We start from the raw sequence: 25,848 nt of genomic DNA, 5'->3' as shown, positions 1-25,848 counted from the left end.
CATAATTTAGGAGGTGATGGTATGTCGGAACTGGGCCGGCATTTGAAGGAGGCGCGCCTGCAAAAAGGGATGAGCCTCGATGATGTCCAGGAAGTAACGAAAATTCGCAAAAAATATTTAGAAGCCATCGAAGCGGAGGATTACAAGGTGCTCCCGGGAAGCTTTTATGTCCGGGCATTCATCAAAACCTATGCGGAGGCCGTTGGCGTGAACCCTGACGAGCTTATGGAGGAACATGGGAATGTACCTGCCGCTCCGGTAGATACCACAATGGAGACGGTCATTCAGAAACGCAGCCGCAGACCTGAAACGGAACGGAATGCAAAGTGGCTGCCTACGGTCTTGATGTGGACCTTTCCCGTGATTATTATTGTGGTGATATATCTGTACGCATCTTCTAATATGAATAACAAATCAGATTCCGAGAAGACCGAGCCTGCCAATATAACCAATGCAACACAAGATCCTTCGAAGGTTGAGCCTTCACCGACAGCTGCTGGGGGAGGGGCGGTCATTCCTTCTGCATCGGCAGGAACTGATACCGGTACAGCGACTCCAGAGGCTACAATGGCTCCTTCGGCTACTCCGCTTCCATCGCCATCCTCTCAGGAGGTTACGGTCACACAGGACAGAAAATCCGGCAAAACAACGGTGTATAAGGTTTCTGCCCCTGCCGGAAGTGCGGTTCAGGTACAGATCGCAGCGACCGGGGTGAGCTGGCTTGAAGTATACAAGGGCGAGAATTCCAAAGGAGAAAAGCTGAGCTTCGGCAATACTGCTGCTGGCGACAATATGAGCTTCACCCTTGACAGTGAAGGGATATATATCAAATCCGGCTACTCTCCTGCAACAGAAATCACAGTTAACGGACAGGTAATTACGGATGGCAAAACTTCATCCCGGCTTCTTCTGGAGCTGGATGATGGTTCGGCTGCAGGCACTACCGAAGCACCGGATACGGGTACTACGAACACCGGTTCTACGGAAAGCCCGGCTACTACTGCTAATCAAGAGGGTACGACTACGGAATAAAACGGTCTGGGTATAGACTTTGGCTTTTTGGAGAACCTAAGACTGATTTACAGTTCTTACGCCAAAGTGAGGTGTATTCTCTCATGACCGTTAGCTGGATCGTAACAGGGCTGGGCGTTATCGTCAGTCTCCTCGGATACTATCTGACACCGAGTGCCTGGGGTTATGGAATTCTGGGCTTTGGGCTGGCACATGTTCTGCTGGGGATTCTGGATATGTTCCGGGCTCCCTCACGCAGCAGACAGTAGCCCGCAAGCATCGTCTCCCGAACCCTTAGATGCGGGGGAGTATTTTCTGTTTATACAAGAATGGCTCCACTACGTGGGGCTGTTTTGTATGTCGGGTCCTTTCAGGCTTCCCATAATTAGACTTAAGAGTTCCTTTCTCATATAATAGGAAAAGAATATTTGTAAACAAAGGAAGTGGATTTATGAGTTCGGAAAGTTCATTTGATATCGTATCCAAGATGGATATGCAGGAGTTGACCAATGCCGTTCATCAGACGGAGAAGGAGATTGATAACCGCTTTGACTTCAAAAACAGCAAAAGCAGTCTAAAGCTGGAAAAGGATGCGCTTATCATCGCTTCAGAGGATGAATACAAGCTGAATGCCGTCATTGATATTTTACAGTCGAAGATGGTCAAACGCGGAATTACACTCAAGAATCTGGATTTCGGCAAAATTGAGCCCGCCTCGCTGGGAACTGTACGGCAGCGTCTGGGACTCAAACAGGGAATTGATCAGGAGAACGCCAAAAAAATCAACATTCTGATCCGTGATTCCAAATTGAAGGTGAAAAGCCAGATTCAAGGGGACCAAATCCGCGTAACCGGCAAAAGCCGTGATGATCTGCAGCAGATTATCCAGCTTCTGCGCAAAGCAGATTTACCGCTGGATCTGCAGTTCAACAACTTAAAGTAAGATTTCGTACCCCGCACTGCTTGCGCTTATCTCGCCTGCGGGGTGCTTTGTGTTTTTTTTGACACCTACATAGGGCTATAATATACTTGCCTAAGCAGTTTTTAAGAAAATAGTGGATTATCGGATTCGTATGGATCAAGGGAGGAACTTCTGTGAATTTGCCTAACCGCATTACGCTTGCCCGTATTTGCCTCATCCCGATTATGATGTTTTTTTTGCTGGTGAATTTCAGCTTTTATCCGGAACCGATTCATTGGGGCTCGTTCCAGCTCTCCATTAATCATCTGATCGCGGCAGTGATTTTTCTGCTTGCAGCCAGTACGGATGGCATAGACGGCTACATTGCCCGGAAATACAACATGGTCACCAATCTGGGCAAGCTGCTCGATCCTCTTGCGGACAAGCTGCTGGTCTCGGCTGTACTGATTTCTCTGGTAGAACTGGGCAGATGTGACTCTTGGATTGCTATCGTCATTATCAGCCGTGAGTTCGCTGTAACGGGACTGCGTCAGGTAGCACTGCTCGAAGGTAAAGTGGTTGCTGCCAGCAAATGGGGCAAGATTAAAACTGTGATTCAGATTGTCGCCATTTCACTTCTGCTGCTTAACAATTTTCCGTTTCAATTTGTCAGCATTCCTGTAGATGATATTGCGATCTGGGCGGCTGCACTTGTTACCATCTATTCAGGTATTGACTATTTCGTGAAGAACAAAGATTTACTGCAGCTCCACAACGCTTAATTGAACAGCTCAGAGTCATTCAATATTTTACATCCAGGAGGAGAAAGCCAGCGATGAAAGCGGAAATTATTGCCGTCGGCACAGAACTTTTGCTCGGACAGATTGTAAACAGCAATGCGCAGTTTCTTTCAATAGAGCTGGCGGCACTCGGAATTGATGTTTATTTTCAGACCGTTGTTGGAGACAACAGCAGCCGTTTGCAGCAAGCCATCGAAATTGCCCGCAGTCGTGCGGATGTTATTCTGTTCACCGGCGGGATTGGTCCGACCGAAGATGATCTTACCAAAGACGCGTTAGCAGCATCCGTAGGCCGCAGTCTGCATATAGACCAGCTTGCCATGGACCATGTTCAGCGATTTTTCGATGAACGTAAAATCGTTATGACCGAAAACAACCAGAAACAGGCACTGATTATCGATGGAACAACGCCACTCCCGAATGAAACGGGGCTGGCTGTCGGGCTTGCTTTTTCTGATGGTGGAAAGTTTTACATTGTGCTTCCAGGACCTCCGCGCGAGATGAAGCCTATGTTCACAGACCAGGCCAAGCCTTGGCTGCAGCAGCATGTCCTGACGGATGAAATGCCGATATACTCCAAAATGCTGAAGTTTGCCGGTATCGGGGAATCGCTCCTTGAGGATAAACTGATTGATCTAATCCGGGGCCAGAGCGATCCGACCATTGCTCCATATGCCAAGGAGGGTGAAGTAACGGTGCGCATCTCCACCAAAGCCCCTTCGGAACGGGAAGCTATGAAGAAGCTGGAGGGACTTGAAAAGACCATTCAGGAGATTCTGCCGGAGCACATGTATGCCAATATTGATGTGCCGCTCGAGCAGCTGATTGTGGATTGGATGGCAGATGCCGGCCTGACTTTGAGTGCAGCGGAGAGCTGTACAGGCGGCCTTCTAATGGAGAGCATTACTAATATTCCGGGCAGCGCTTCTATGTTCCTCGGAGGGATCGTATGCTATTCCAATGATATGAAGAAGAAGCTGCTGAACGTGCCTGCAGCCCTGCTGGAAGGTCCTGAAGCCCCGGGAGCTGTCAGCCGGGAGGTGGCTGAGGTGCTTGCGGATCAGGTGAGAATGACCGCCGACAGTGACTTTGGATTGTCGGTTACCGGTGTAGCAGGTCCGGGATATTCCGAGCGCAAGCCGGTAGGGTTAGTATTTATCGGACTGGCTGAACGCGGCCGGCCTACGGAAGTCTATGAACTTAATCTTAAAGGCACTCGCGAAAATATCCGTCTGCGAACCGTCAAGGCGCTTTTATACCGTCTCTGGCGCAGGCTGGAGGAGCGTAAGGTAGCTACACCGCTTGAAGGGTCAGCCTTGCAATAACCTTCCTGTCCGGTATATAATTTGTTCATACGGAAGAACCGTGGCACTGAGATATCCTTGCTGCGGTTTTTTGTTTTATTCTTATGTAATGAACTGCAGCCTGTCCCTGTAAGAAGGTACTGTCCGACATCCGGTGAATGAATAATCTGGCCCAGCGCCAGATCCGGAAGGAGGCTTACAATAAAAGGGAGTAAACCTCCTTGGGACAAAAAAAACGAATGTATGTTCGAAAAAAAGCTTGGCAAGACCTCCAAAACACGTTATTATAATACTATAAACAGTGAAGGAAGTGGTCTGATTGTCAGATCGTCGTGCGGCGCTTGATATGGCGCTTCGTCAAATAGAAAAACAATTCGGTAAAGGTTCGATCATGAAATTGGGAGAATCCACTCACATGAAAGTGGAAGTCGTACCTAGCGGATCTTTGGCACTTGATATTGCATTAGGTATAGGCGGACTTCCTAAGGGACGTATTATTGAAGTATATGGACCGGAGTCTTCCGGTAAGACAACTGTTGCCCTGCACGCTATTGCAGAAGTGCAGAAGGCAGGCGGACAAGCTGCATTTATCGATGCCGAGCATGCGCTTGATCCTAAATACGCCAAAGCGCTTGGTGTAAATATCGATGAACTGCTGTTATCCCAGCCTGATACTGGTGAGCAAGCCCTTGAAATCGCTGAAGCACTTGTGCGCAGTGGCGCAGTTGATATCATCGTAGTAGACTCGGTGGCAGCACTGGTTCCAAAAGCGGAAATTGAAGGCGACATGGGGGATTCCCATGTAGGCTTGCAAGCACGTCTGATGTCCCAGGCTTTGCGGAAACTGTCGGGGGCAATCAACAAATCCAATACCATTGCTATCTTCATCAACCAGCTTCGTGAGAAGATCGGCGTGATGTTTGGTAACCCGGAAACGACACCTGGCGGCCGGGCACTGAAATTCTACTCTTCCGTACGCCTGGATGTGCGCCGCGTAGAGAGCATCAAAATGGGCAATGATGTTGTGGGTAACCGTACCAAGATTAAAGTCGTGAAGAACAAGGTGGCTCCTCCATTCAAACAGGCGGATGTGGATATTATGTACGGTGAAGGCATTTCCCGTGAAGGTAGCCTTGTAGATATCGGAACAGAGATGGATATCGTGAACAAGAGCGGTGCTTGGTATTCCTATGAAGGTGAACGTCTTGGACAAGGCCGTGAGAATTCCAAGCAGTTCCTTAAGGAGCATCAGGATATTGCCTTGCTAATTGAGAATAAGATTCGTGAAGCGAGCAATTTGTCAACGCTTGTGGCTGCGCCAAGTGAAACTGAGGTAGCTGCCGAGCAAGAGGAAGAAGAAAAACTCCTGCTTGAAATCGAATAACTTGATATTCAATCATTTGTAATTGAATACTAGGTAAGAGTTCAGGCGCCCTGTGAATAATCATAGCAGGGCGCTTTTTCGCAAATGAATAAGACTTACATCAGCAATGAGGTGATAGGGCAGCCATGGTTATCCAATTAAATCCTGAACCTGAAGAGCAGGACGAGCAAATCTTAGCTGATTTTCCTGAGGATGAGCTACTCGAAATTACACGTGTGGAGCGTCAGAAGAAGTCAGACCACCGTTATATTATACATTTTGGCGCATATCAGCTGGCCGTTCATGAAGATGTCATGATTAAATACCGGATGATTACGGGAAATTCCTTCCTGAAGGCCGATCTGGAGGAAATCGTTGTAGCTGATGAGCGGCAGCGGGCTTATGTGGAGGGTTTGCGCTATTTGGAGCGCAAACCGCGAACGTCCCAGGAAATGGCCCGCCGTTTACGGGAGAAGGAAATAGGGGAGACTATTATTGCTGAAGTCCTGCTGCGTCTGCAGCAGGAGCGTCTGCTTGATGATCCCTTATACGCCAAGCAATGGGCGGAGCAGCGTATGACGAATCAACGCAAAGGCAAGCTCTGGATCCGCCAGGAACTGCGTGAGAAAGGCATCGATAAGTCGCTGATTTCCGAGGCATTGGAGAATATTACTCCCGAACAGGAGCTGGAAAGCGCTCTGCAGACGGGACGAAAAAAATGGAATTTGATCCGCGGAGATGTGAATGACAAGCGGAGGAAGACCGGAGCATTTCTCATGCGGAGGGGATTTTCCGGGGATATGGTACGCCAGGTGCTGAATATTTTGCGTCAGGAAGAGGATTTTGAGGGCGAAGAAGAGGATATTTACTTCCCTGACTGATTGTCTTGACTTTAATGCAGTTATCGACTCTCTTGACAATGTCTTTTTATAAATAATAAAATATAACATGAATCGGCATAAATAAGATATCCTTTTTCCTTCCCAAAAAGCAGACTCTTATGAAGCGGTTCGCGTACAACTCATATGAAATGTAATCGCCGGATAAGGCGGGCAGTGTGCATGTGCAGCATGTGCAGTATGGCAATCGGTGTATTACCGGTTTTTTGTATGGTGATGAACGGATTAGTTTAACAACTGCACAAATTCCCAAGCCTAGTTCTTGGAGGAACCAACGAGGAGGTGAACAGATGCAAACTGCGATCTGGGTCATAATCGTTCTCGTTGTAGCTGCATTATTCTTTGGATTCGGTTATTTTATTCGTAAATCCCTTGCAGAAGCTAAGATTTCCAGTGCTGAGAAAGAAGCCGTAGTCATCGTGGAGAATGCGAAGAAAGAGGCAGAAGCGCTGAAGAAGGAAACGGTACTTGAAGCTAAGGACGAAGTCCATAGAATCCGTACCGAAGCTGAGAAAGAAACTCGTGAACGTCGGAATGAAATCCAACGGCAAGAGAGACGTTTGCTGCAAAAGGAAGAATCGCTGGATAAAAAAATGGAATCGCTCGAACGAAAAGAAGAACAAGTAGCTAACAAAGAGAAACGAATTGACGAAACACAACAGCAAATTGACGTTATTTACAAGAATCAAGTCACTGAATTGGAACGCATCTCCAATCTGAGCATCGATGATGCCAGAAGTATCATTCTCAGTAATGTTGAGCAGGAAGTTCGCCACGAAACCGCTCAGATGATCAAGGAAATTGAACAGCAGGCCAAAGAAGAAGCGGATAAGAAAGCCCGTGAAATCATTACCTTGGCGATCCAACGCTGTGCAGCTGATCATGTAGCGGAAACAACCGTGTCTGTCGTAACACTGCCAAATGAAGAGATGAAAGGCCGGATTATCGGCCGTGAAGGCCGCAACATTCGTGCACTGGAAACCCTCACTGGTATTGATCTCATCATTGATGATACTCCGGAAGCGGTTATTCTGTCAGGCTTTGATCCGATTCGCCGAGAAGTGGCCCGTACGGCACTTGAGAAGCTTGTAGCTGATGGACGTATCCATCCGGCTCGGATCGAGGAAATGGTAGAGAAGTCCCGTAAGGAAGTGGATGAACGGATTCGCGAATACGGTGAACAAGCTACCTTCGAGGTTGGCGTTCACGGATTGCATCCAGATCTAATCAAAATCCTGGGCCGTCTGAAATTCCGTACGAGCTATGGTCAAAATGTACTCAAGCACTCTATGGAGGTTGCTTATTTGACTGGACTGATGGCCGGTGAGCTTGGGGAAGACATCGTGCTTGCAAAACGCGCCGGACTGCTGCATGATATCGGCAAAGCGCTGGATCACGAAGTGGAAGGTTCGCACGTGGAAATTGGCGTCGAGCTGGCGAAGAAATACAAGGAACATCCAGTGGTTATCAACAGTATCGCATCCCATCACGGCGACTGCGAAGCTACTTCGGTTATCGCCATGCTGGTTGGAGCAGCTGATGCTTTGTCGGCCGCACGCCCTGGCGCACGCCGCGAAACCCTGGAAACGTATATCAAGCGTCTGGAAAAGCTGGAGGAGATCTCCGAATCCTTCGAGGGTGTGGAGAAATCCTACGCCATTCAAGCGGGCCGCGAGGTACGCGTGATGGTGCAGCCTGAGAAGATCGACGATGCAGAAGCTTTCCGTCTGGCACGTGACATTACGAAGATGATCGAGAGTGAGCTGGATTATCCGGGTCATATCAAGGTTACCGTAATCCGCGAGACACGGGCAGTAGAATACGCAAAATAACCAAGGAAATCGGCCCCTCTGTGGGGCCTTTTTTCTTTCAGGAGGAGAATATCATTAAAGTTCTATTTATTGGAGACATTTGCGGGAATACAGGCAGAAAAGCGCTTCGCGAAATGCTGCCTTCCCTGAAGGATAAATATCAGCCGCATATTATCATCGTCAACGGTGAGAACGCCGCTGCCGGCCGGGGAATTACATCAGCCATTGCCAATGAATTCTTCAATTGGGGAGTACATGGCATTACGATGGGTAATCATACTTGGGACAACAAGGATATATTTGAATTTATAGATGACGAACCGCGGCTCATCCGTCCGGCTAATTTTCCTCCGGGAACGCCAGGCCGCGGGTATACGGTGATCAAAGCAAACGGCAAACAGCTCGCAATTGTCAATCTGCAGGGACGTACATTTTTGCCGGCCATTGATGATCCGTTCCGTATTGGGGAAGAGATTGTGGAGGAACTTCGGCAGAAGCACAAATGCATTCTTGTCGATTTTCATGCTGAAGCAACGTCCGAGAAAATAGCGATGGGTTATTTCATGGATGGACTGGCTTCTATTGTGGTTGGAACGCACACCCATGTACAGAGCAATGACGAGGTCATCCTGCCGGGAGGAACTGCATACTTGACGGATGCCGGGATGGTTGGTTCAAGAGAAGGAATTTTGGGTATGGAAAAGGATGCGGTGCTGTATAAATTTACTACACAGCTTCCGGCAAGGTTTGTGGTGGATGAAGGCAAATGGATGCTGCATGGATTGTTCGCCGACCTTGACGAAGCTACAGGTAAAGCCACTCGTGTGGAGAAGATCCGGCTGCGCGAAGGCGAATGGGTAATGAGTTAAGCTGAATTACAATTAAATAGGGTTTTCGGGAAAAATCGTTGGTTTTGGGTAAAGTGTGATATTTATTATATCGAAAAAGAGTATCTTTTGTCCTAATTTCTCCGGAATGGTCCGCAAAAAGAAGGAATTAATTCTTCTAGCGCGAATAACATCTACAGTAGTGGAAGAACACCATCATTTTCCCAGGGGAGGTACTTACTATGGATGTATTAAAAGTATCAGCTAAATCCAATCCAAATTCCGTCGCCGGCGCGTTAGCGGGTGTTCTTCGTGAACGAGGATCGGCCGAGCTGCAAGCCATTGGAGCCGGAGCACTGAACCAAGCCGTCAAAGCAGTTGCCATTGCCCGGGGATTTGTTGCACCTAGCGGTGTAGATTTAATCTGCATCCCAGCTTTTACAGACATAGTGATTGATGGAGAGGATCGGACCGCGATTAAACTGATTGTAGAACCCAGATAATAAATAGTCTTAAGGGATGAAATCATCCTCGTAAAACTTTGGAATGAACCTGTTTACTTCGGTAAGCAGGTTTTTTGCTGCATATCATTAATTTAGGATTCCAAGTCGGAGGATGGATTGTTGCAGCATATGCTTTGTAATAGACCTATAGCCAAAGCGAAAGCGAGGTTCATACGAGGATGGGGAACAGGAAAATGAAAGTGGCGGATTTTCACTGTGATGTGCTAAGCAAGCTGCAGGCATTTCCGGATATCGACTTCACGAAGGACAGCCGGCTGGATGTAACTTTGGAGCGTTTGCAGGCGGGTGGTGTCGAACTGCAGATTTTTGCAATCTATTTGTCTGCGCTGCGGGAAAAAGCGAGCTTTGAACGGATTCTGGGACAAATTGAATCGTTCCGGGCACAAGTGGCCACTCCAGGCGGCCTGCAGTGGCTTCGCTGGAAGGAGGAGACAACGGAAGTGACCGATGGACCCAGAGGATGGGGAATGCTCTCTCTGGAAGGCGTGGACGGTCTGGAGGGCAACCTGTTCTATGCCCAGTTATGCTTTGAGCTGGGTGTGCGTTTTATGGGCCTAACCTGGAATTATGCAAATTGGGCGGCGGACGGCGTACTGGAGCAGCGGAATGGCGGTTTTACGGAACAGGGGCGCAGGCTGATTGAGTGGTGCAATAAAAGCGGCATGCTACTGGATGTGTCGCATCTCGCGCCAGCTGGTTTCTGGGAGCTTGCGGAGCGGAGTGCACGCCCCTTTATTGCCTCGCATTCCAACGCTGCTGCCGTATGTGGACACCCGCGCAATTTGAGCGACGAGCAGATTCAGGCTCTGGTGGCTATGGACGGGCGGATCGGGCTGACTTTTGTTCCTTGGTTTGTCCGGGATGGAGGGGGAGCGAAGGCGGAGGATGTGCTGCGTCATATCGAGCATGTCTGTTCTCTTGGCGGTTCGAGGCAAATTATGTTCGGGTCGGATTTTGACGGCATTGATGCCTGGGTAGAAGGTCTTGAACATCCGGGAAAATATGCAGAATTCGCCGAGTTGCTGCTGGCACATTATCCCGAGGAAGACGTGCGGGGGTGGCTGCACGGGAATGCACTGACATTTCTTGCAACAAATCTGCCGTCGAAACAAAGCCAGCCTTGAGCTGTAAGATTCAGCCGGTAAGTGGCGATTTCTTGACAATCCTGTTCCAATATCGCAAAATGTCGAAAAAAGATCCCGCTTTGTGAAGTGGATCTTTTTATTTTCAAAGAAATAGATGTATAATGTTCAGTGGCTTGTACAGATATTAGAGAAAATACAAGGAGTGACATTACAATGAGCAAGACTGTACCCGTAGGTGTGTCGGCCCGACATATTCACCTTACGCAGGAGCACGTAGAAGCATTATTTGGCCCAGGATATCAATTGACTGAGTTCAAACCGCTTTCCCAAACCGGACAATTTGCAGCAAACGAGCAAGTAGCTGTGATCGGAACCAAAGGGAAATTTGACAAAGTCAGAATTCTTGGCCCTGTCCGTCCAGCATCGCAGCTGGAAGTTTCCCGCACAGACGCATTCAGCCTTGGCGTGAAAGCCCCGGTCCGCGAATCCGGCCACATTGAAGGCACCCCAGGAATTACGATCAAAGGACCTGCCGGCGAAGTTGAGCTGGAAACAGGCGTAATCGTGGCAGCACGCCACATCCACTTCCATACTTCCGAAGCTGAAGCTTGGGGCATTGCCGACAAGCAATTGCTGAAGGTACGCCTTGGCGGCGAACGTGGTCTGGTACTTGAGAACGTGCTTGCACGCGTATCCGACAACTTCAAGCTTGACATGCATATCGACACCGACGAAGCTAATGCTGCAGGTGCCAACAATGGCGATACTGCTGAAATCGTAGACTAGTCTTAAACTTTCATAAGAGTGAAGAAGCGGGGGAGAAATCCTCCGCTTTTTTTTGTACAGCCGCACCGCTTGAAAATGGGTGAAACCAATGGCCTAAGTCTGTGTTTAACGCTGAGCCAAACGTCCTGAGCGGCTGCAAACAGATCGGTTTAGTGTATGAAAAGATCGGATTTTTAAATGTTCAGTGGTACCGGCAAATGATAGTATCAGATTTGAAGCTGTAACATTTTGGAAAACAATTCAGAGCTCGGATTAGCTGGATCTCGAAGGGAGCTGGTGCAGCGGGGAGTGTAGGCAGTAGGGATTTCGTAGCTGGAGTAGCAAAAGAAGAAGCAACTGGTTTGTTTTTGGAAAGCGGTTACATTACGAGAGAGTGATCCAAAGGCTTTTTATAAATTGAAAGCGGGTGAATCACAGAAGATGTGTAGAAATCGTAAAGGCAAACATATGGCAATGCTTCTTTTATCGTGGGTTATGATATGTTCCTCCTTATTTCCGGCTTTTGTGTATGGGGCTGAGCAGAGGGGGAGCGCGTCGGTGCAGTCTTCGCAGCTGGAGCTGCGGTATGATTTTGGCATGGCATCAAGTCCGGTTATGGAAGGATACACTGCTGTCCATGAAGCTTTGCTGTATACCGGCGAGCTGGGATATGGTCTAGACCAGGCTGTGGCCTCCAGAAACCGTTCGGGGGGAGACGGGCTAAGCAATGATTTTGTGTTGGGCACGTCCTACTCTTTTCTGGTAGATGTGCCGAACGGAGAGTATGATGTCACTGTCTATTCCGGGGATATGCTTACGGGTACCAGCACTACCCAAACCACGTTTACCCTGGAAGGAGCCACTGCCGGAACGATTGCCAGTAAGCAGCAGGTGAATCAGGCGACCTACTATACCACAGTGCTCGATGGGCAATTGACCTTAGGGGTGTCAGGAACGGGGGCTGGCGGGTATTTGAACGGTCTTATCATTCAAAAGGCGATGGCTCCGCCCCCTTCGGCACCGGAAGGTCTTACGGTTACTGCTTCGGACGCATCAGGTGTTTCGCTTCACTGGAACACTGTTACGAATGCGGTCTATTACGAGGTTTATCGAAGCAGGGAGACAGGCAGTGCCGTTCTGCACCTGGGATCAACGGCGGATACGAATTATACGGACAAACAAGTCGTTGAAGGTGGTCAGTACTCCTATTTTGTATCCGCTGTCAATGATAAAGGTGTGGAGTCGGACCTTAGTGGTCCGGTCATTGTGGAGAGCACGAATGACACACCGCCTGCCCCGCTGCCGGAAGGAAACGAATATGCCCTCGATTTCGGGCCGGGTGCCGCAGTAGACGGATATTTGAAGGTCGGGGCCGGGACTGCCTACTCCGAGGACAGCAAATATGGATTCACTGATACGTCTAAAGTAAGCGGAGCTGACAGAGGCACGGCGGATGCCTTAAGAACGGATTTTGTAGTCGTTAAGGACGCAGGGTTCAATATCGATTTGCCGAATGGTGATTATACGGTATCTCTAATCGCGGGTGACAGCAGCGGCGATACGAATGTGGCTATCCGTGTAGAAAGCATGCAGAAGGTACAGCTTACCAGCAAGAGTGCGGGAGAATATTTGGAAATGAGCTTCGATATTGCGCTGGTCGACGGACAGATGAATTTCGTATTTACCGGAACGAGACCCGTACTGAATGCGCTCGTGATCAAAAAACAGCCTGAACGCACAGCCGGTGAGAAGCCTATGGTATACATTGCCGGGGATTCTACTGTACAGACCTATGATCCGTATTGGAAGCCACAGGCGGGCTGGGGTCAGATGCTCGGCAAATTTTTTACCACAGCGGTTGAGTTCAATAATCATGCCATTGGGGGGCGCAGCTCGAAGTCCTTCATTGTGGAAGGCAGGCTGGATGAGATTCTCCGGGAGATTAAGCCGGGTGACTATTTTCTCGTACAGTTTGGACATAACGATGCCACGATTAGCGTGCCTGAACGTTATGCTTCACCAGCTGATTACAAAAATTATCTAAAAACCTACGTTCAAGGCACCAGGCAGCGCGGAGCCACGCCGATTCTGGTGACGCCAATGGGCCGCCGGGATTATAACGCCGAGACTGGTAAGTTCAATGTCAGCTTTCCTGAATACGTGCAGGCGATGAAAGAGGTCGCCACTGAGCTTAAAGTAGAGCTGGTAGATCTAAGCTCGCGAAGTGTGGCTTATTACAACTCAATCGGATTTGAAGCAACGCGGGCTGTATTCCTATATACGGACCCGGGTGTTTATGCGGCCTTTCCGGCTGGATCAAGTGACAATACCCATTTTCAGGAATATGGGGCCATTCAGATGGCCCGCCTGATTGCCGGAGGCATCGCGGCTCTGGACATCCCATTGTCTGGAGAGGTCCGGGAGAGTGAACCCCCTGCTGCAGTTCCGGAGAAGCCCACAGGCCTGGCGGCCGGCAGTGTCAGCAATGCAGGTGCCGTATTAAAATGGAATGCAGTAGAAGGGGCAGATATCTACAAAATCTACCGCAAACTGGCTTCAGCCGATGAATCTGCTTATGCCATGATTGGCTCTGCCACAGTTGCATCGATTTCAGTAGGCAGAATGGCTGAAGGCCAGAGCTATACAGTGAGGGTGACAGCAGTCAACGGGCGCGGGGAATCGGAACCTTCCGAGCCGCTGACACTTACTACGAAGCAGTCTCAGTACCGTTATGATTTTGGACCTGCCGGTTCACCAGTCGCTGCAGGTTACACAGAAGTGAACCGAAGCGTACTTTATACGCCTGAGCTGGGTTATGGCCTGACTTCAAGCGCCGGGATGAGCGACCGTGACCGTGGGGACGGGACGGATGCACTGCGCCGGGATTTCGTCATTTATTTTGGCGGGTCCTATGAATTCAAGGTAGATATGCCGAATGGTTATTACTCCGTCAAGACATATACAGGTGACTGGACCGGATCTACCAAAACAAACGTATCGATTGAAGGGAAAGATTATGGAACCATTTCTTCCGGCAAAGGGAGTATAGCTGAGAAGGAGTACAGCCAGATTTCCATCAAAGACGGTCAGATGAATCTGGTGTTCAGTGGTACGACCGCTCATCTTAACGGAGTAGAGATTACACCACTGATGCTGGCACCGGCGAATCTCAAGCTGGATCAGCTGGATCTTCACCATGATCCGGTAACAACAACCCTTTCCTGGGCGAGTATCGACGGGGCCGCTAAGTATAGGGTGTACCGGAAGGCCACAGTAGCTGAGAGTGCAGAGCTTCTGGGGGAAACAGCCAGTCTGACCTTTACAGACTCTACAGCCGATATTGGGATGGATTACCAGTATTCAGTTACTGCAATAGACAGCACCGGGCTGGAGTCGGTGGCTTCCAACCTTCTGCTAGTGTCTATGATTGATCCATCCGTAGCAAAAGCTGCTGTTCCAAGCGGTCTGGAGCTGCAGGCTATACACAAAAATGATGTTAGTTTCCGTTGGAACGAAGATGCGGACGCCAAAATGTTCAATGTGTACCGGTCAAAATCCGCTGGCGGCGAGTACGTCCTGATTGGCAAGACGAAGATGACGTCCTATACAGACATTACCATTCTAAGTACGATTCCCTATTATTATAAAGTTGCCTCCGTCAATGCGGGTGGAATTTCTGGGCTGTCCGCTATGCTGGAGACCCCGATTGTGACCACGCTCTTCCGCAACATGGAAAACCTGGACCGTGCGCCAGTTGCGGTCAAGACGAATGAAGGAATGTATCTGAGCTGGCGGATGCTGGGGCTTGATCCCGATTCGATAGCTTTTAATGTGTACCGTGATGGAAAAAAAGTAAATGTCAAACCGCTGACAGGCAGTACAAATTTGCTTGATGCCGAGGGAACAGTGGACTCCAAATATACTCTAAAAGTCGTAATAAATGGTGCAGAGCCATCCGCTTTGGAAACATTCGGTGTATGGAAGGAGCAGTATCTGTCTGTGGCGCTGCAGAAGCCTGCAGATGATTATACGAAGGACGGCCAGCCTTACACGTACAATGCCGGAGACGCGAGTGTAGGGGATCTGGATGGTGACGGGAAATATGAGATTGTCATGCTGTGGTCACCTTCGAACAGCAAGGACAACTCTCAGGCAGGCTACACAGGCACTGTCTATATGGATGCCTACAGAATGGATGGAACCCGTCTCTGGCGGATTAGTCTTGGACGGAATATCCGTGCAGGTGCCCATTATTCCCCATTCATGGTTTATGATCTGGACAGTGACGGCCGTGCAGAGGTCATGCTCAAAACTGCAGACGGCACGATCGATGGCCAAGGTACAGTGATCGGCGATGCCGCGGCGGATTACCGCAACAGCAGCGGTTACGTGCTGCTCGGGAATGAATATCTGACCGTATTCGACGGGATGACAGGCCGGGCAGTAGATACGGTGGAGTACGACCCTCCACGCGGCGACGTGAGCGGATGGGGCGACGCGTATGGCAACCGTGTGGACCGGTTTCTGGCGGCGGTGGCCTATCTGGACGGTGAGCACCCCAGTGTGATTTTTAGCCGTGGCTATTATACGCGGACGGTGCTGGCTGCCTATAATTACAAGGATGGCAAGCTGAGCAAGGTATGGCGGTTTGATTCTAGTGACGAAGGGAATGGGGAATACACGGGCCAGGGCAACCATAACTTATCCATAGGTGATGTGGACCGGGACGGCAAGGATGAAATTACGTTCGGGGCCATGGCGATTGATGATGACGGCCAGCCGCTGTATAACACGAAGCTCGGTCATGGCGATGCCATTCACTTCGGGGATCTGGATCCGGCAAGACCGGGACTGGAGGTCTTTGATGTTCATGAGCATGTAGATTCCAAATATGGCATGGAAATGCGTGACGCGGCAACCGGCGAAACGCTGTGGGGTGTGTATACAGGCATTGATACAGGACGGGGGATGTCGGCAGACATTGATCCGAATCATTTGGGAGAAGAGGTCTGGGCGGCAACCATTACAAATGGGCAGCAAATTCCGGTCACCGGATTATACAGCGCCAAGGGGGAACTGATTAGCAATACTCTGCCTTCTTCAACGAACTTCGGGGTATGGTGGGATGGCGATCTTTTGCGGGAATTGATGGATGACAACCGGGTGGATAAATGGGATTATGCGAATCAGACGACAGGCAATCTGTTAAAAGCGGCAGGAGCGGCCTCGAACAACGGGACAAAAGCCAATCCCAGCCTGCAAGCAGACCTGTATGGCGACTGGCGCGAGGAAGTGATGTGGCGTTCCGCCGACAGCACGGAGCTGCGGATATACACCACCACCATGCTTACCGATTCCCGGATCCGCACGCTGATGCAAGATCCTGTCTACCGCCTGGCGGTGGCCTGGCAGAACGTAGGGTATAATCAGCCGCCGCATCCAAGCTTCTATCTGGGGACAGGAATGGAGGCGCCACCGGCACCGGCTATTCAGATCGTAGGCGGTCCGCAGAAGGCGACTGGTGTACCCGGGAAGCTGGTGTTGTCCAGCAACAGCGGTTATGATACCGGACTGCATGATGGCGATTACCAAATCACAATGAATCTGTGGTGGGGCAACAACGGAACCAGCTATAAGCTGTATGAGAACGGAAAGCTGATAGACAGCAAGGCTTTTGCCGATCACTCTCCGGAGGCGCAAACTGCGGTGACCAATCTGACTGGAAAAGCAAACGGGACTTATACCTACACTGCGGAGCTTATCAATTCTTGGGGAACAACGGTTTCGAGTCCGCTTGTTGTAACGGTGAAAGACGCGGCTCCCGCCATTCCGGTGTTATCAAATGATAATTGGGATGGTGACGGGAATTATAAAGTGATAATGAATCTATGGTGGGGAATGAATGCGGCAACTTACCGTCTTTATGAAAATGGTGTCTTGGTCGATACGCAGACTTTAAGCGCAAATACGCCAAATGCCCAGTCAGCCGTGACATCTGTCTTGAACCGCACAGCAGGCGTGTATGAATATCGTGCTGAACTGGTCAACAGTTCCGGCACAAGCGAGAGTGTAATTATGAAGATTACGGTCAAATAGAAGGATTAATAGGATTGCTTGAATAGGCGGAAATTAGGATAAATGAACCTCCAGCATCGATAGGATGCGGAGGTTCTTTTAGTGACAGAATACGTTAAATGAGTCTGTTGTTGGTTGAAATGCAAGAATGCACATTTTATAATGGTGTGAAATAGATATTCTGGAGAACCATCCCAATGAAGATAGTGGATCTGTTGCGTATTCTGTGATGTGAAAAAGTGTCATCTTGTTCGGTAAGTTACTATGAATATGGATTTATAGGGGGAAGTCAGAGATAAAACGCATTTTACCAGTCTACGGTTCCTTAGTCTTGATGTTGGGAATTATTATTTTCGCATTAATCATCAATGATACTTTCGACGCTGAACAGTTTTTTTTCCTATCCCTTGGCAGAACCCTTGTAACCGTTCTATTGGGTTCGATTTTGTTAATTGTTTATGGAATCGTATTATCGTTCTTAACACCAGCAGAACAAATAGATGAAATGAATCAAAGTTATCAAAATGAATCCGTATCCTTGATTCTATTATTTATGTTAGCAGCTGTCTTATTTGAAGAATTATTGTTTAGAGGGATAATTCAGAATTCTATTGTACATTTCATATCAAACGAATGGATAGCGATCATTTTAACAACTGGGCTATTTATTTTGTTTCATGTACAATATTTCAAAAAACCTTTAATGCTCTTAAATATCACACTTCCCAGTTTCGTATTTTGCTGGGCTTATTCATTTACTGATAATATTTTTGTACCTGTAATAATTCATTTTCTTATGAATAGTGTCATTACGTTATTATTTAAATTTCAGATAATAAACATAAAAGATTCATCCCTAAAATGATTGATATAACACAAAAGTGACTCTAAATCAGCTCCAATTCCATAACCTCAATGGGCGGGGTTATTTTATATGCGGAAATGTGGTATCATTATGTGTTATGACTTACAACTGCGCTATGTGGAGACGCAGGAATAAGCTGAATACTGTTCGTTCATGAACTGAAAATATATGTATTGATAATTAAGGAGACAACATGACTTTTAATGATTTGAATTTGATCCCCGCGATCCTCAAGGCTTTGAGCCAGGAAAATTATACATCCCCCACCCCAATCCAGGAGGAGTCCATCCCTGCGGCATTGGCCGGCAGAGACGTCCTTGGCTGTGCGCAAACCGGAACAGGCAAAACAGCCGCGTTCTCGTTGCCGATTATCCAGCTGTTAAGCCAGCAGCCTTCTGTAACTGGCGGCAAACGCCGGATCCGTTCGCTGATTCTCACACCTACCAGAGAGCTTGCCTTGCAAATCTCAGAAAATATTCAGGCCTACAGTAAATTCACGAGTATCCGTTCAACAGCTATTGTCGGCGGTGTATCGCAAAAAGCGCAGGAGCGCGCATTAAGCCAGGGTGCAGATATTCTGATTGCGACCCCGGGCCGGCTGATCGATCTGATCAACCAGAAGCATGTCGATCTGCAGTATGTGCAGATTCTTGTACTGGACGAAGCGGACCGCATGCTCGACATGGGCTTCATTCATGATGTGAAGCGGATTATTGCCAAAATGCCAGCCAAAAAACAAACCTTGTTCTTCTCGGCTACGATGCCGACGGAAATTTCTAATTTGATCAAAACACTGCTGGTGAACCCGGTGAAAATCGAAATTACCCCGGTTTCCTCCACTGTGGACAGAATTGAGCAGTCGATCTATCTACTGGAAAACGGCAATAAGCAGAATCAGTTGAACCGTCTGCTGCAGGACAAATCGATTGTATCTGCACTGGTCTTCACACGCACGAAACGCGGAGCTGACCGGGTGACCCGCGATTTAACCCGAATTAACATTACCGCCCAAGCGATTCACGGCAACAAGTCCCAGAATGACCGCCAGAATGCGCTGCGCAACTTCAAAAGCGGGGCTACACGCGTACTTGTTGCTACGGACATTGCCGCCCGCGGGATTGACATTGATGAGCTGTCGCATGTTATCAACTTCAATCTGCCGAACATTCCGGAAACCTATGTTCACCGTATCGGCCGCACCGGCCGTGCCGGTATGAGCGGAATAGCCATTTCTCTATGTGAGGCGGAAGAAATCCCGTACCTTAAGGATATCCAGAAGCTGATCGGCAAGACAATTCCGGAAGTGAAGGACCATGCGTATCCGATGTCCAAAAGTGCTCAGGCATTGCTGAATGAACGTCCGGCCAAAGCCCCGGCGAAGCCGGCTGCCAAGCCGAAGACCAATCCTGCGCGCAAGCCGAAGTCGGAGTGGTTCACACAAGGTAACCGTCCGGGCAGCAGTTCGGGTGGAAGCAAGAGCAGTGCGGGCAGCAGACCAAGCGGGGAAGCGGGCCGCAAATCAGCAGCAGGAGCAAGACCTGGAAGTGCTGCCGCCAGTGGAGCTGGTTATAGCGGCAGACCGGGCGAGCGGAACGGCTCCGGTCTGAGTAGCAGACCTGCAGCCAGTCAGGCTGGCAGATCAGGCAACAACCACGGCAACCGTCCAAGCAGCAGACCTGCTGCCAAAGCAGGCAGATCGCAATAAACTGCGGCCTTAGGAATACAATATAAGCCTCTCCTAACGGGAGGCGCATATAATAACAAGAACCGCCAGGGTGCAGTCAAAGACTGTCCTTGGCGGTTATTTTGTACAGCATATTATATCATTCATCGAACAGGTGCTACCCGGCCAGATAAATACTCAATTCCTCACGCAGCTCGGAGCTGATTGGGGTCATTGGCAGACGGAGTGTATCCGAGGAGATTTCTCCATAGGCATTAAGCAGCCATTTGATCGGAGCGGGATTGGATTCCTTGAAGAGAAGCTTCATGAGCGGGATGAGCCGGTCAAATTCTGCTCTGGCCTCTTCAATCTTTCCATTTCGGAACTGCTCGTAGATCCCCAGGTACTTCGCAGTATGGACATTGGCCGAGGCCAGCATACCACCGGCGGCTCCACAGCCCAGCATTTCGAAGAAATGGAGGTCATCGCCGCACAGCACCGGCTTCGAGCCCAGGCGGGACAGCTCAGAGACGAGCAGCGGTGAACCAGAGCAATCTTTTAATCCGACAACATTCTTCATTTCTAGGATCGTTCGTGCCGTATCGATGGTCATGCCGACTCCGGCGCGGCCCGGAATATCATAAGCCATAACAGGTATACCTACCTCGGCAGCTTTGCGGAAATGCTCAATAATGCCTTGCTGGGAAGGGCGGCTGTAATAAGGTACTACAACCAGTACAGCATCAGCGCCGGAGTTTGCGGCCATTTCGGTGCGGGCTACCGTGGATGCGGTGTCATTTGTCCCTGTGCCAATAACCAATGGAATAGAGCTGGATTTCAATAGCTCCCTTGAAGTGTTCACGAGGGTCTGTAGCTCCTGTATGTTGACTGTCGGCGATTCTCCAGTGGTTCCATTGACGACCAGACCATGAATACTGTTCTTGATGATGTTGTTCACATAGCGCTGATACGATTCCAGATCGATCTCTCCAGCAGTATTGAACGGGGTTACCACGGGAACATAGATTCCATAAATCTGTTCTTCTGTTAACATGAATATCGGCCTCCAAAATGTTGAAATCCTTTTATCTTACTGTAGCATGGAATATTCCATCGGCGTTAGCTATAATAAATGATGTGGGTTATCAATAATATTGATGTTGGGGTGAATTTATGGATTTAACATATATGCGGACCTTTCGTGAGGTCGCAAAACGGCAAAGCTTTACCCGGGCGGCTGAAGAGCTGGGTTACGCACAGTCCAGTGTGACCATGCAGATCCAGAAGATTGAGAAGGAATACGGGGTCCCGCTGATGGAGCGACATGGGCGGGTACTACGCCTGACCCCACCTGGAGAAGAGCTGCTCAAGCTGTTTGTGGAGATTCTGGATTTATATGACCGCTCCAAAGAAACGATCGCCCAGCAGATCGGAGGAACCTTGACGATTGGGACGATAGATTCATTGGCCGCCTTTTACCTGCCGCCTTTTTTGCAGCAGCTTCGGACAACGTTTCCGGGGCTGAACATTCATCTGCAAACTGAGCAGGAGGCCAATCTGGTAGCCAAAATTAGAGATGGTGAGGTGGATATCGGTTTGATGCTAGACCGCAGCACAGCAGATACGCAGCTCGAGCGTATGATCATCAGGGATGAGCCGCTGGTGCTGGTGGCACCAAAGGGTCACCGACTGGCAAGACTGGACCAAGTGACACTGCAGGATTTGAACAAATGCGAGCTGATCGTCTCAGAGGAGAGCTGTATCTACCGCAGTCTGTTCGAGAATCTGCTACGGGAGCATGGAATAAACTTCCGTATCGGCTTTGAGCTGTCTAATCTGGAGGCCATTAAGCGCTGCGTTCGCAATGGGCTGGGTATTGCCCTGCTTCCGAGAATCGTAGCTGAAGAAGAGATTGAACGCGGTACGCTGGCCGAGCTGCCGTTTGTGCATCCGGAAATCCATTTCGATCTGCAGCTGCTTATCCATCCGAAGAAGTGGAAATCGCTGCCGCTGCAATCCCTGATACAGATGCTGCTGGCGGATGCGGAGGCGAAGGCTGTAGTGTTGTGAAATCGTGGGTAGGTAAGTGAAGATCATTTGACTCGGGTATATCAATAAAAGGTTGGTGAAGACTCATGAGTCTTCCCAACCTTTTTTGTCTTCGCTGGCTTAATATCTGGATAGACTGAAACATTGCGATAATACCGAATTAAGGGTTTCATGGTCATACCTTTGCTTGCGAATATTACCCTCCAGGATCTTGTGAGCCCATGCCAAGCATGTATAGTAATGAGCAGGCTCATGCACCCGTATTCTAAAATGGCAAAAATCCAAGTGAGTCTGGTACTCCTCAGCGGTGGGTTCAATGTCGAGCAGACGTAATTGATCTCTGCGGATACGTTCTGATTCTATGACTTGCACTTGTTGATGAACATTGGATATCTGATTGGAATGTTGTCTGTACATGAGCAACACTTCAGGGAGATTAACCACCTGTGTAACTGCTGATAATCGGTTCCATATTTCATAGTCCTCGGCATGAACAAAATTCAGATACATGATCCCATGGTCCTTTAGTACGGATTTGCGGATCATAACCGTTGGATGCACAATCGTACAGTGGAATAACTGCCAGCATCTGATCTCCTCATGATGTAACGGTTTCGTGGTAACAGTATCTCTACCTAATAAATAAACTTGAGAACCGCAAACACCGCAGTCCTGATGGGCGTCCATGAAATTCACTTGGCGTTCAAAGCGGTGAGGCAATGCGATATCATCACCATCCATGCGGGCAATGTACTCACCTGTACATAAATCGATGCCTTGATTTAACGTCTCGATTAATCCAACATTGCTTGAATGTGTAATCAATTTAATTCTACGGTCATCAAATTTTCTAATAATATCTAAGGTTCCATCCGTAGACCCGTCATCAATAATTAGTAATTCGAAATCTGTATACGTTTGGGTTAATATACTGCAAATAGATTCTTCAATATAGGGGGCCATATTAAAAACTGGCATAAGAACGGATATTTTGGTCAATATCTACACCGCCCATCTTCTTTTCTAAAATTATTGTATGTGAGATTTGTGGTGCATGACCTGCATATCTGACTAATTCGCCTGAATATAGGCCCGACAGTCCAAACCCTTTTCTCACTGCGTAATTAAATATAGTAAATGATGCAGGGGGGATTGGACATGAACTTTTATCAGATCAAAGGGTCTTACGATGTCATTTTTAGTTTAGGGGCGAATTGCTTACCAGCGGACCAATTATCGCGGCATATGCTGAGAAAGGTCGGGGGCGTCCTGGACTGGGTGGAGTCACCGGCACTGTCAGGGGTAAGCCATCTTTTACGGAACCGGTTTTTGAATTTTATGGAATTATCGAATTTGGCGATTACGGGTATCAATGACAAGGCTGGGTGTTATATTGTGCGGGATGCTGCATACTATATCTTCTCTCACCATGACTTTCCACTGAATCAGAATACACCCGTTCAACTGGTGACCTACCCGGAGCTTAGAGAGAAAGTTAGCCGGCGTGTGCCACGGTTTCTGGATACCCTTAAGAACGCTAACCGTATTTTATTTATCCGTACTGAAGGAACGATACATGAAACGGCGGAACTGCTGGATGTTCTACAACAGTTGGTCCCTGGTGAATTCAACTTGCTAGTGATTAATCATGCTCCGGTAGACTATATGGTTGAAACTCCATGGCCTTTTCCTAACGTGTGTGCTCTGCAAATCCCTAAGGTACCTGATGAGTTTCACGATAATGATGGTCTCTGGAAAAATATATTGGACGGATTTTCGGTCCGTTAGCTAAGTATTTGCAGCAATATATTGACATCAAAAACGGGAATATGGTATATAAAAGGAAGTGTTAGCACTCCTCGCAATGGAGTGCTAATCATCCGGACACTATATGAGGTTATTTTTGAAAGGAGATTTACTTATTCATGGCTAAAAAAGAGTTTAAAGCTGAATCCAAAAGATTGCTGGAAATGATGATTAACTCCATCTATACGCAGCGCGAGATTTTTCTGCGGGAACTGATTTCGAATGCAAGCGATGCCATTGACAAAATCTATTACAAAGCATTGGCCGACGAAGGTCTGGTGTTTAATAAAGAGGATTATTACATTAAAGTGACTGCGGACAAGGAGAGCCGTACACTAACAATCTCCGATACAGGCATCGGGATGACCCAGGAAGAGCTGGAGAACAACCTGGGGATTATCGCGAACAGCGGGTCGTTTGCTTTTAAGAAGGATAATGAAGCAAAGGACGGCCACAACATCATCGGACAGTTCGGGGTTGGCTTCTATTCCGCTTTTATGGTGGCAGACGATGTGACTGTAATCAGTAAGGCGCTGGGCAGCGAGCAGGCCTTCAAGTGGGAGTCCCAGGGAGCTGACGGCTATACCATTGAGACTGCGGAGAAGGACTCGGTGGGAACCGAAATTACGCTCAAGATCAAAGCAAATACAGAGGAAGACAACTACGACGAGTTCCTGGAAGAATACCGCCTGAAATCAATCATCAAAAAATATTCTGACTTCATTCGTTTCCCGATTAAGATGGACATCACCGGCAGCAAGCCGAAGGAAGGCAGCGAAGGGGAGTTTGAGGAAACGAAGGAAGAGCAAACCGTCAACAGCATGGTGCCGATCTGGCGCAAGAACAAAAATGAGCTGACCGACGAGGATTACAATAACTTTTACACAGAGAAACGCTACGGCTTCGACAAGCCGCTCAAGCATATCCATATCAGTGCCGACGGCGCGGTGGTCTATAATGCAATCCTGTTCATTCCGGAGAACACACCGTTCGACTATTACACCAAGGAATACGAAAAAGGCTTGGAGCTCTATTCCAACGGCGTGCTGATCATGAACAAATGTGCAGATTTGCTGCCGGATTATTTCAGCTTCGTCAAAGGGATGGTAGATTCTGAGGATCTGTCACTGAACATCTCCCGCGAGATGCTGCAGCATGACCGTCAACTGACGCTGATTGCCAAGAACATTAAGAGCAAGATCAAGAGCCAGCTTCTGAGCCTGCTGAAGGATGAGAGAGAGCAATATGAGAAGTTCTACACTTCGTTTGGCAGACAGCTGAAGTTCGGGGTCTACAATGACTATGGCATGGAAAAAGAAACCCTCCAGGACCTGCTGATGTTCTACTCTTCCAAAGAGAAGAAACAGGTTACACTGGCCGAATATGTGGAAAGAATGCCTGAAGACCAGAAGTATATCTACTATGCCTCCGGGGAATCGGTGGAACGGATCGAGAAGCTGCCGCAGACTGAGATGGTATCGGACAAGGGTTACGAAATCCTCTACTTCACCGACGATATTGATGAATTCGCGATCAAGATGATCATGTCCTATAAGGAAAAGGAATTTAAAAACGTATCCAGCGGCGACTTGGGTATTGAAGAGAATGCAGAGGACAAGCCATCCGAAGCAGAAGAGAATGAGAACAAGGAACTGTTCGAAGCAATGCAGGGCATTCTGTCCGGCAAAGTGAAGGCAGTTAAAGCGTCCAAACGGCTGAAATCCCATCCGGTCTGCCTGTCCACAGAGGGCGAGCTCACGATTGAGATGGAGAAAATCCTCAAAGCCATGCCGAACGGCCAGGAAGTACAGGCTGATAAGGTGCTGGAGATCAACATTCATCATGATGTCTTCAAATCCCTGAAAGCTGCCGCAGAAGGGGACAAGGAGAAGCTGGGCTTGTACACGAATCTGCTATACAACCAGGCGCTGCTGATCGAAGGCCTCCAAGTGAACGATCCCGTGCAATTCACCAACGATATTTGCAAAATCATGGTATAATCCGCAGCGGCTCCGCCCTGCCATATAAAATTCAACCCGCTTCCGGTCCGACCGGGGCGGGTTTTTGTTGATCTCTACAATAGATAGTTCTGCCTGTGTT

The 25,848-nt window shown here is 48.6% G+C and carries 20 protein-coding genes; 18 read left to right on the top strand and 2 right to left on the bottom strand.

Features of this window, described 5'->3' with window-relative positions; genetic code table 11:
- Positions 1 to 21 precede the first annotated feature (21 nt).
- The 15 genes from ACTJKB_RS02610 (at position 22) to ACTJKB_RS02540 (ending at position 19,935) form a co-directional block, all read left to right on the top strand.
- On the top strand, positions 22 to 1,032 hold the full coding sequence (locus ACTJKB_RS02610; RefSeq protein ID WP_440831680.1) for a RodZ domain-containing protein: 1,011 nt from the start codon (positions 22 to 24) through the stop codon (positions 1,030 to 1,032).
- A gap of 83 nt (positions 1,033 to 1,115) precedes the next feature.
- On the top strand, positions 1,116 to 1,280 hold the full coding sequence (locus tag ACTJKB_RS02605) for a hypothetical protein (RefSeq protein ID WP_440831679.1): 165 nt from the start codon (positions 1,116 to 1,118) through the stop codon (positions 1,278 to 1,280).
- Positions 1,281 to 1,462: 182 nt separating this feature from the next.
- Positions 1,463 to 1,954, top strand: coding sequence for a YajQ family cyclic di-GMP-binding protein (locus tag ACTJKB_RS02600; RefSeq protein WP_379151524.1), 492 nt, complete (start codon positions 1,463 to 1,465; stop codon positions 1,952 to 1,954).
- A gap of 152 nt (positions 1,955 to 2,106) precedes the next feature.
- Complete coding sequence (pgsA, locus tag ACTJKB_RS02595) at positions 2,107 to 2,694, top strand: CDP-diacylglycerol--glycerol-3-phosphate 3-phosphatidyltransferase (RefSeq protein ID WP_379151528.1); 588 nt, start codon at positions 2,107 to 2,109, stop codon at positions 2,692 to 2,694.
- 53 nt (positions 2,695 to 2,747) lie between these two features.
- A complete protein-coding gene (locus ACTJKB_RS02590; RefSeq protein ID WP_440831678.1) occupies positions 2,748 to 4,037 on the top strand; it encodes a competence/damage-inducible protein A in 1,290 nt (429 codons plus the stop codon).
- 298 nt (positions 4,038 to 4,335) lie between these two features.
- Positions 4,336 to 5,400 (top strand): recombinase RecA, encoded by a 1,065-nt coding sequence (recA, locus tag ACTJKB_RS02585; RefSeq protein ID WP_440831677.1) that lies wholly within the window; start codon positions 4,336 to 4,338, stop codon positions 5,398 to 5,400.
- Between the two features lie 125 nt (positions 5,401 to 5,525).
- On the top strand, positions 5,526 to 6,260 hold the full coding sequence (locus tag ACTJKB_RS02580) for a regulatory protein RecX (protein ID WP_440831676.1): 735 nt from the start codon (positions 5,526 to 5,528) through the stop codon (positions 6,258 to 6,260).
- Positions 6,261 to 6,568: 308 nt separating this feature from the next.
- Positions 6,569 to 8,110: a ribonuclease Y gene (gene rny, locus ACTJKB_RS02575; protein WP_074088215.1), complete on the top strand. Its 1,542-nt coding sequence runs from the start codon at positions 6,569 to 6,571 to the stop codon at positions 8,108 to 8,110.
- Positions 8,111 to 8,163: 53 nt separating this feature from the next.
- A complete protein-coding gene (locus ACTJKB_RS02570) occupies positions 8,164 to 8,958 on the top strand; it encodes a TIGR00282 family metallophosphoesterase (protein WP_074088234.1) in 795 nt (264 codons plus the stop codon).
- A 200-nt stretch (positions 8,959 to 9,158) separates the two neighbouring features.
- Positions 9,159 to 9,419 carry a stage V sporulation protein S gene (locus ACTJKB_RS02565; protein WP_019910496.1) on the top strand — a complete coding sequence of 87 codons (261 nt, stop codon included), beginning with the start codon at positions 9,159 to 9,161 and terminating at the stop codon, positions 9,417 to 9,419.
- Between the two features lie 194 nt (positions 9,420 to 9,613).
- The gene (locus tag ACTJKB_RS02560) at positions 9,614 to 10,564 is read left to right on the top strand and encodes a dipeptidase (protein ID WP_440831675.1); all 951 of its coding nucleotides are present in this window, start codon (positions 9,614 to 9,616) and stop codon (positions 10,562 to 10,564) included.
- A gap of 174 nt (positions 10,565 to 10,738) precedes the next feature.
- On the top strand, positions 10,739 to 11,311 hold the full coding sequence (pduL, locus tag ACTJKB_RS02555) for a phosphate propanoyltransferase (RefSeq protein WP_440831674.1): 573 nt from the start codon (positions 10,739 to 10,741) through the stop codon (positions 11,309 to 11,311).
- A 537-nt stretch (positions 11,312 to 11,848) separates the two neighbouring features.
- Positions 11,849 to 17,386 (top strand): SGNH/GDSL hydrolase family protein, encoded by a 5,538-nt coding sequence (locus ACTJKB_RS02550; protein WP_440831673.1) that lies wholly within the window; start codon positions 11,849 to 11,851, stop codon positions 17,384 to 17,386.
- 313 nt (positions 17,387 to 17,699) lie between these two features.
- Entirely contained in the window at positions 17,700 to 18,230 is a 531-nt protein-coding gene (locus tag ACTJKB_RS02545) for a lysostaphin resistance A-like protein (protein ID WP_440831672.1), read from the top strand.
- Between the two features lie 193 nt (positions 18,231 to 18,423).
- Positions 18,424 to 19,935: a DEAD/DEAH box helicase gene (locus tag ACTJKB_RS02540; RefSeq protein ID WP_440831671.1), complete on the top strand. Its 1,512-nt coding sequence runs from the start codon at positions 18,424 to 18,426 to the stop codon at positions 19,933 to 19,935.
- 136 nt (positions 19,936 to 20,071) lie between these two features.
- On the opposite strand, the gene dapA is transcribed toward ACTJKB_RS02540, so the two are convergent.
- Positions 20,072 to 20,947 carry a 4-hydroxy-tetrahydrodipicolinate synthase gene (gene dapA / locus ACTJKB_RS02535; RefSeq protein ID WP_440831670.1) on the bottom strand — a complete coding sequence of 292 codons (876 nt, stop codon included), beginning with the start codon at positions 20,945 to 20,947 and terminating at the stop codon, positions 20,072 to 20,074.
- Positions 20,948 to 21,066: 119 nt separating this feature from the next.
- On the opposite strand from dapA, the gene ACTJKB_RS02530 reads away from it, so the two are divergent.
- Complete coding sequence (locus ACTJKB_RS02530; protein ID WP_440831669.1) at positions 21,067 to 21,963, top strand: LysR family transcriptional regulator; 897 nt, start codon at positions 21,067 to 21,069, stop codon at positions 21,961 to 21,963.
- Between the two features lie 99 nt (positions 21,964 to 22,062).
- On the opposite strand, the gene ACTJKB_RS02525 is transcribed toward ACTJKB_RS02530, so the two are convergent.
- Positions 22,063 to 22,941: a glycosyltransferase family 2 protein gene (locus ACTJKB_RS02525; RefSeq protein WP_440831668.1), complete on the bottom strand. Its 879-nt coding sequence runs from the start codon at positions 22,939 to 22,941 to the stop codon at positions 22,063 to 22,065.
- A gap of 159 nt (positions 22,942 to 23,100) precedes the next feature.
- On the opposite strand from ACTJKB_RS02525, the gene ACTJKB_RS02520 reads away from it, so the two are divergent.
- Together ACTJKB_RS02520 and htpG are read left to right on the top strand one after the other, a co-directional pair.
- Positions 23,101 to 23,730, top strand: coding sequence for a DUF1796 family putative cysteine peptidase (locus ACTJKB_RS02520; protein WP_440831667.1), 630 nt, complete (start codon positions 23,101 to 23,103; stop codon positions 23,728 to 23,730).
- A gap of 137 nt (positions 23,731 to 23,867) precedes the next feature.
- A complete protein-coding gene (gene htpG, locus ACTJKB_RS02515; RefSeq protein ID WP_440831666.1) occupies positions 23,868 to 25,748 on the top strand; it encodes a molecular chaperone HtpG in 1,881 nt (626 codons plus the stop codon).
- Positions 25,749 to 25,848: the final 100 nt, after the last annotated feature.

Source organism: Paenibacillus sp. 22594 (assembly GCF_052044425.1).
GTDB lineage: Bacteria > Bacillota > Bacilli > Paenibacillales > Paenibacillaceae > Paenibacillus_AQ.
The sequence above is the reverse complement of the archived record's forward strand: the minus strand, read 5'-3'. Positions and strand labels throughout refer to the sequence as shown.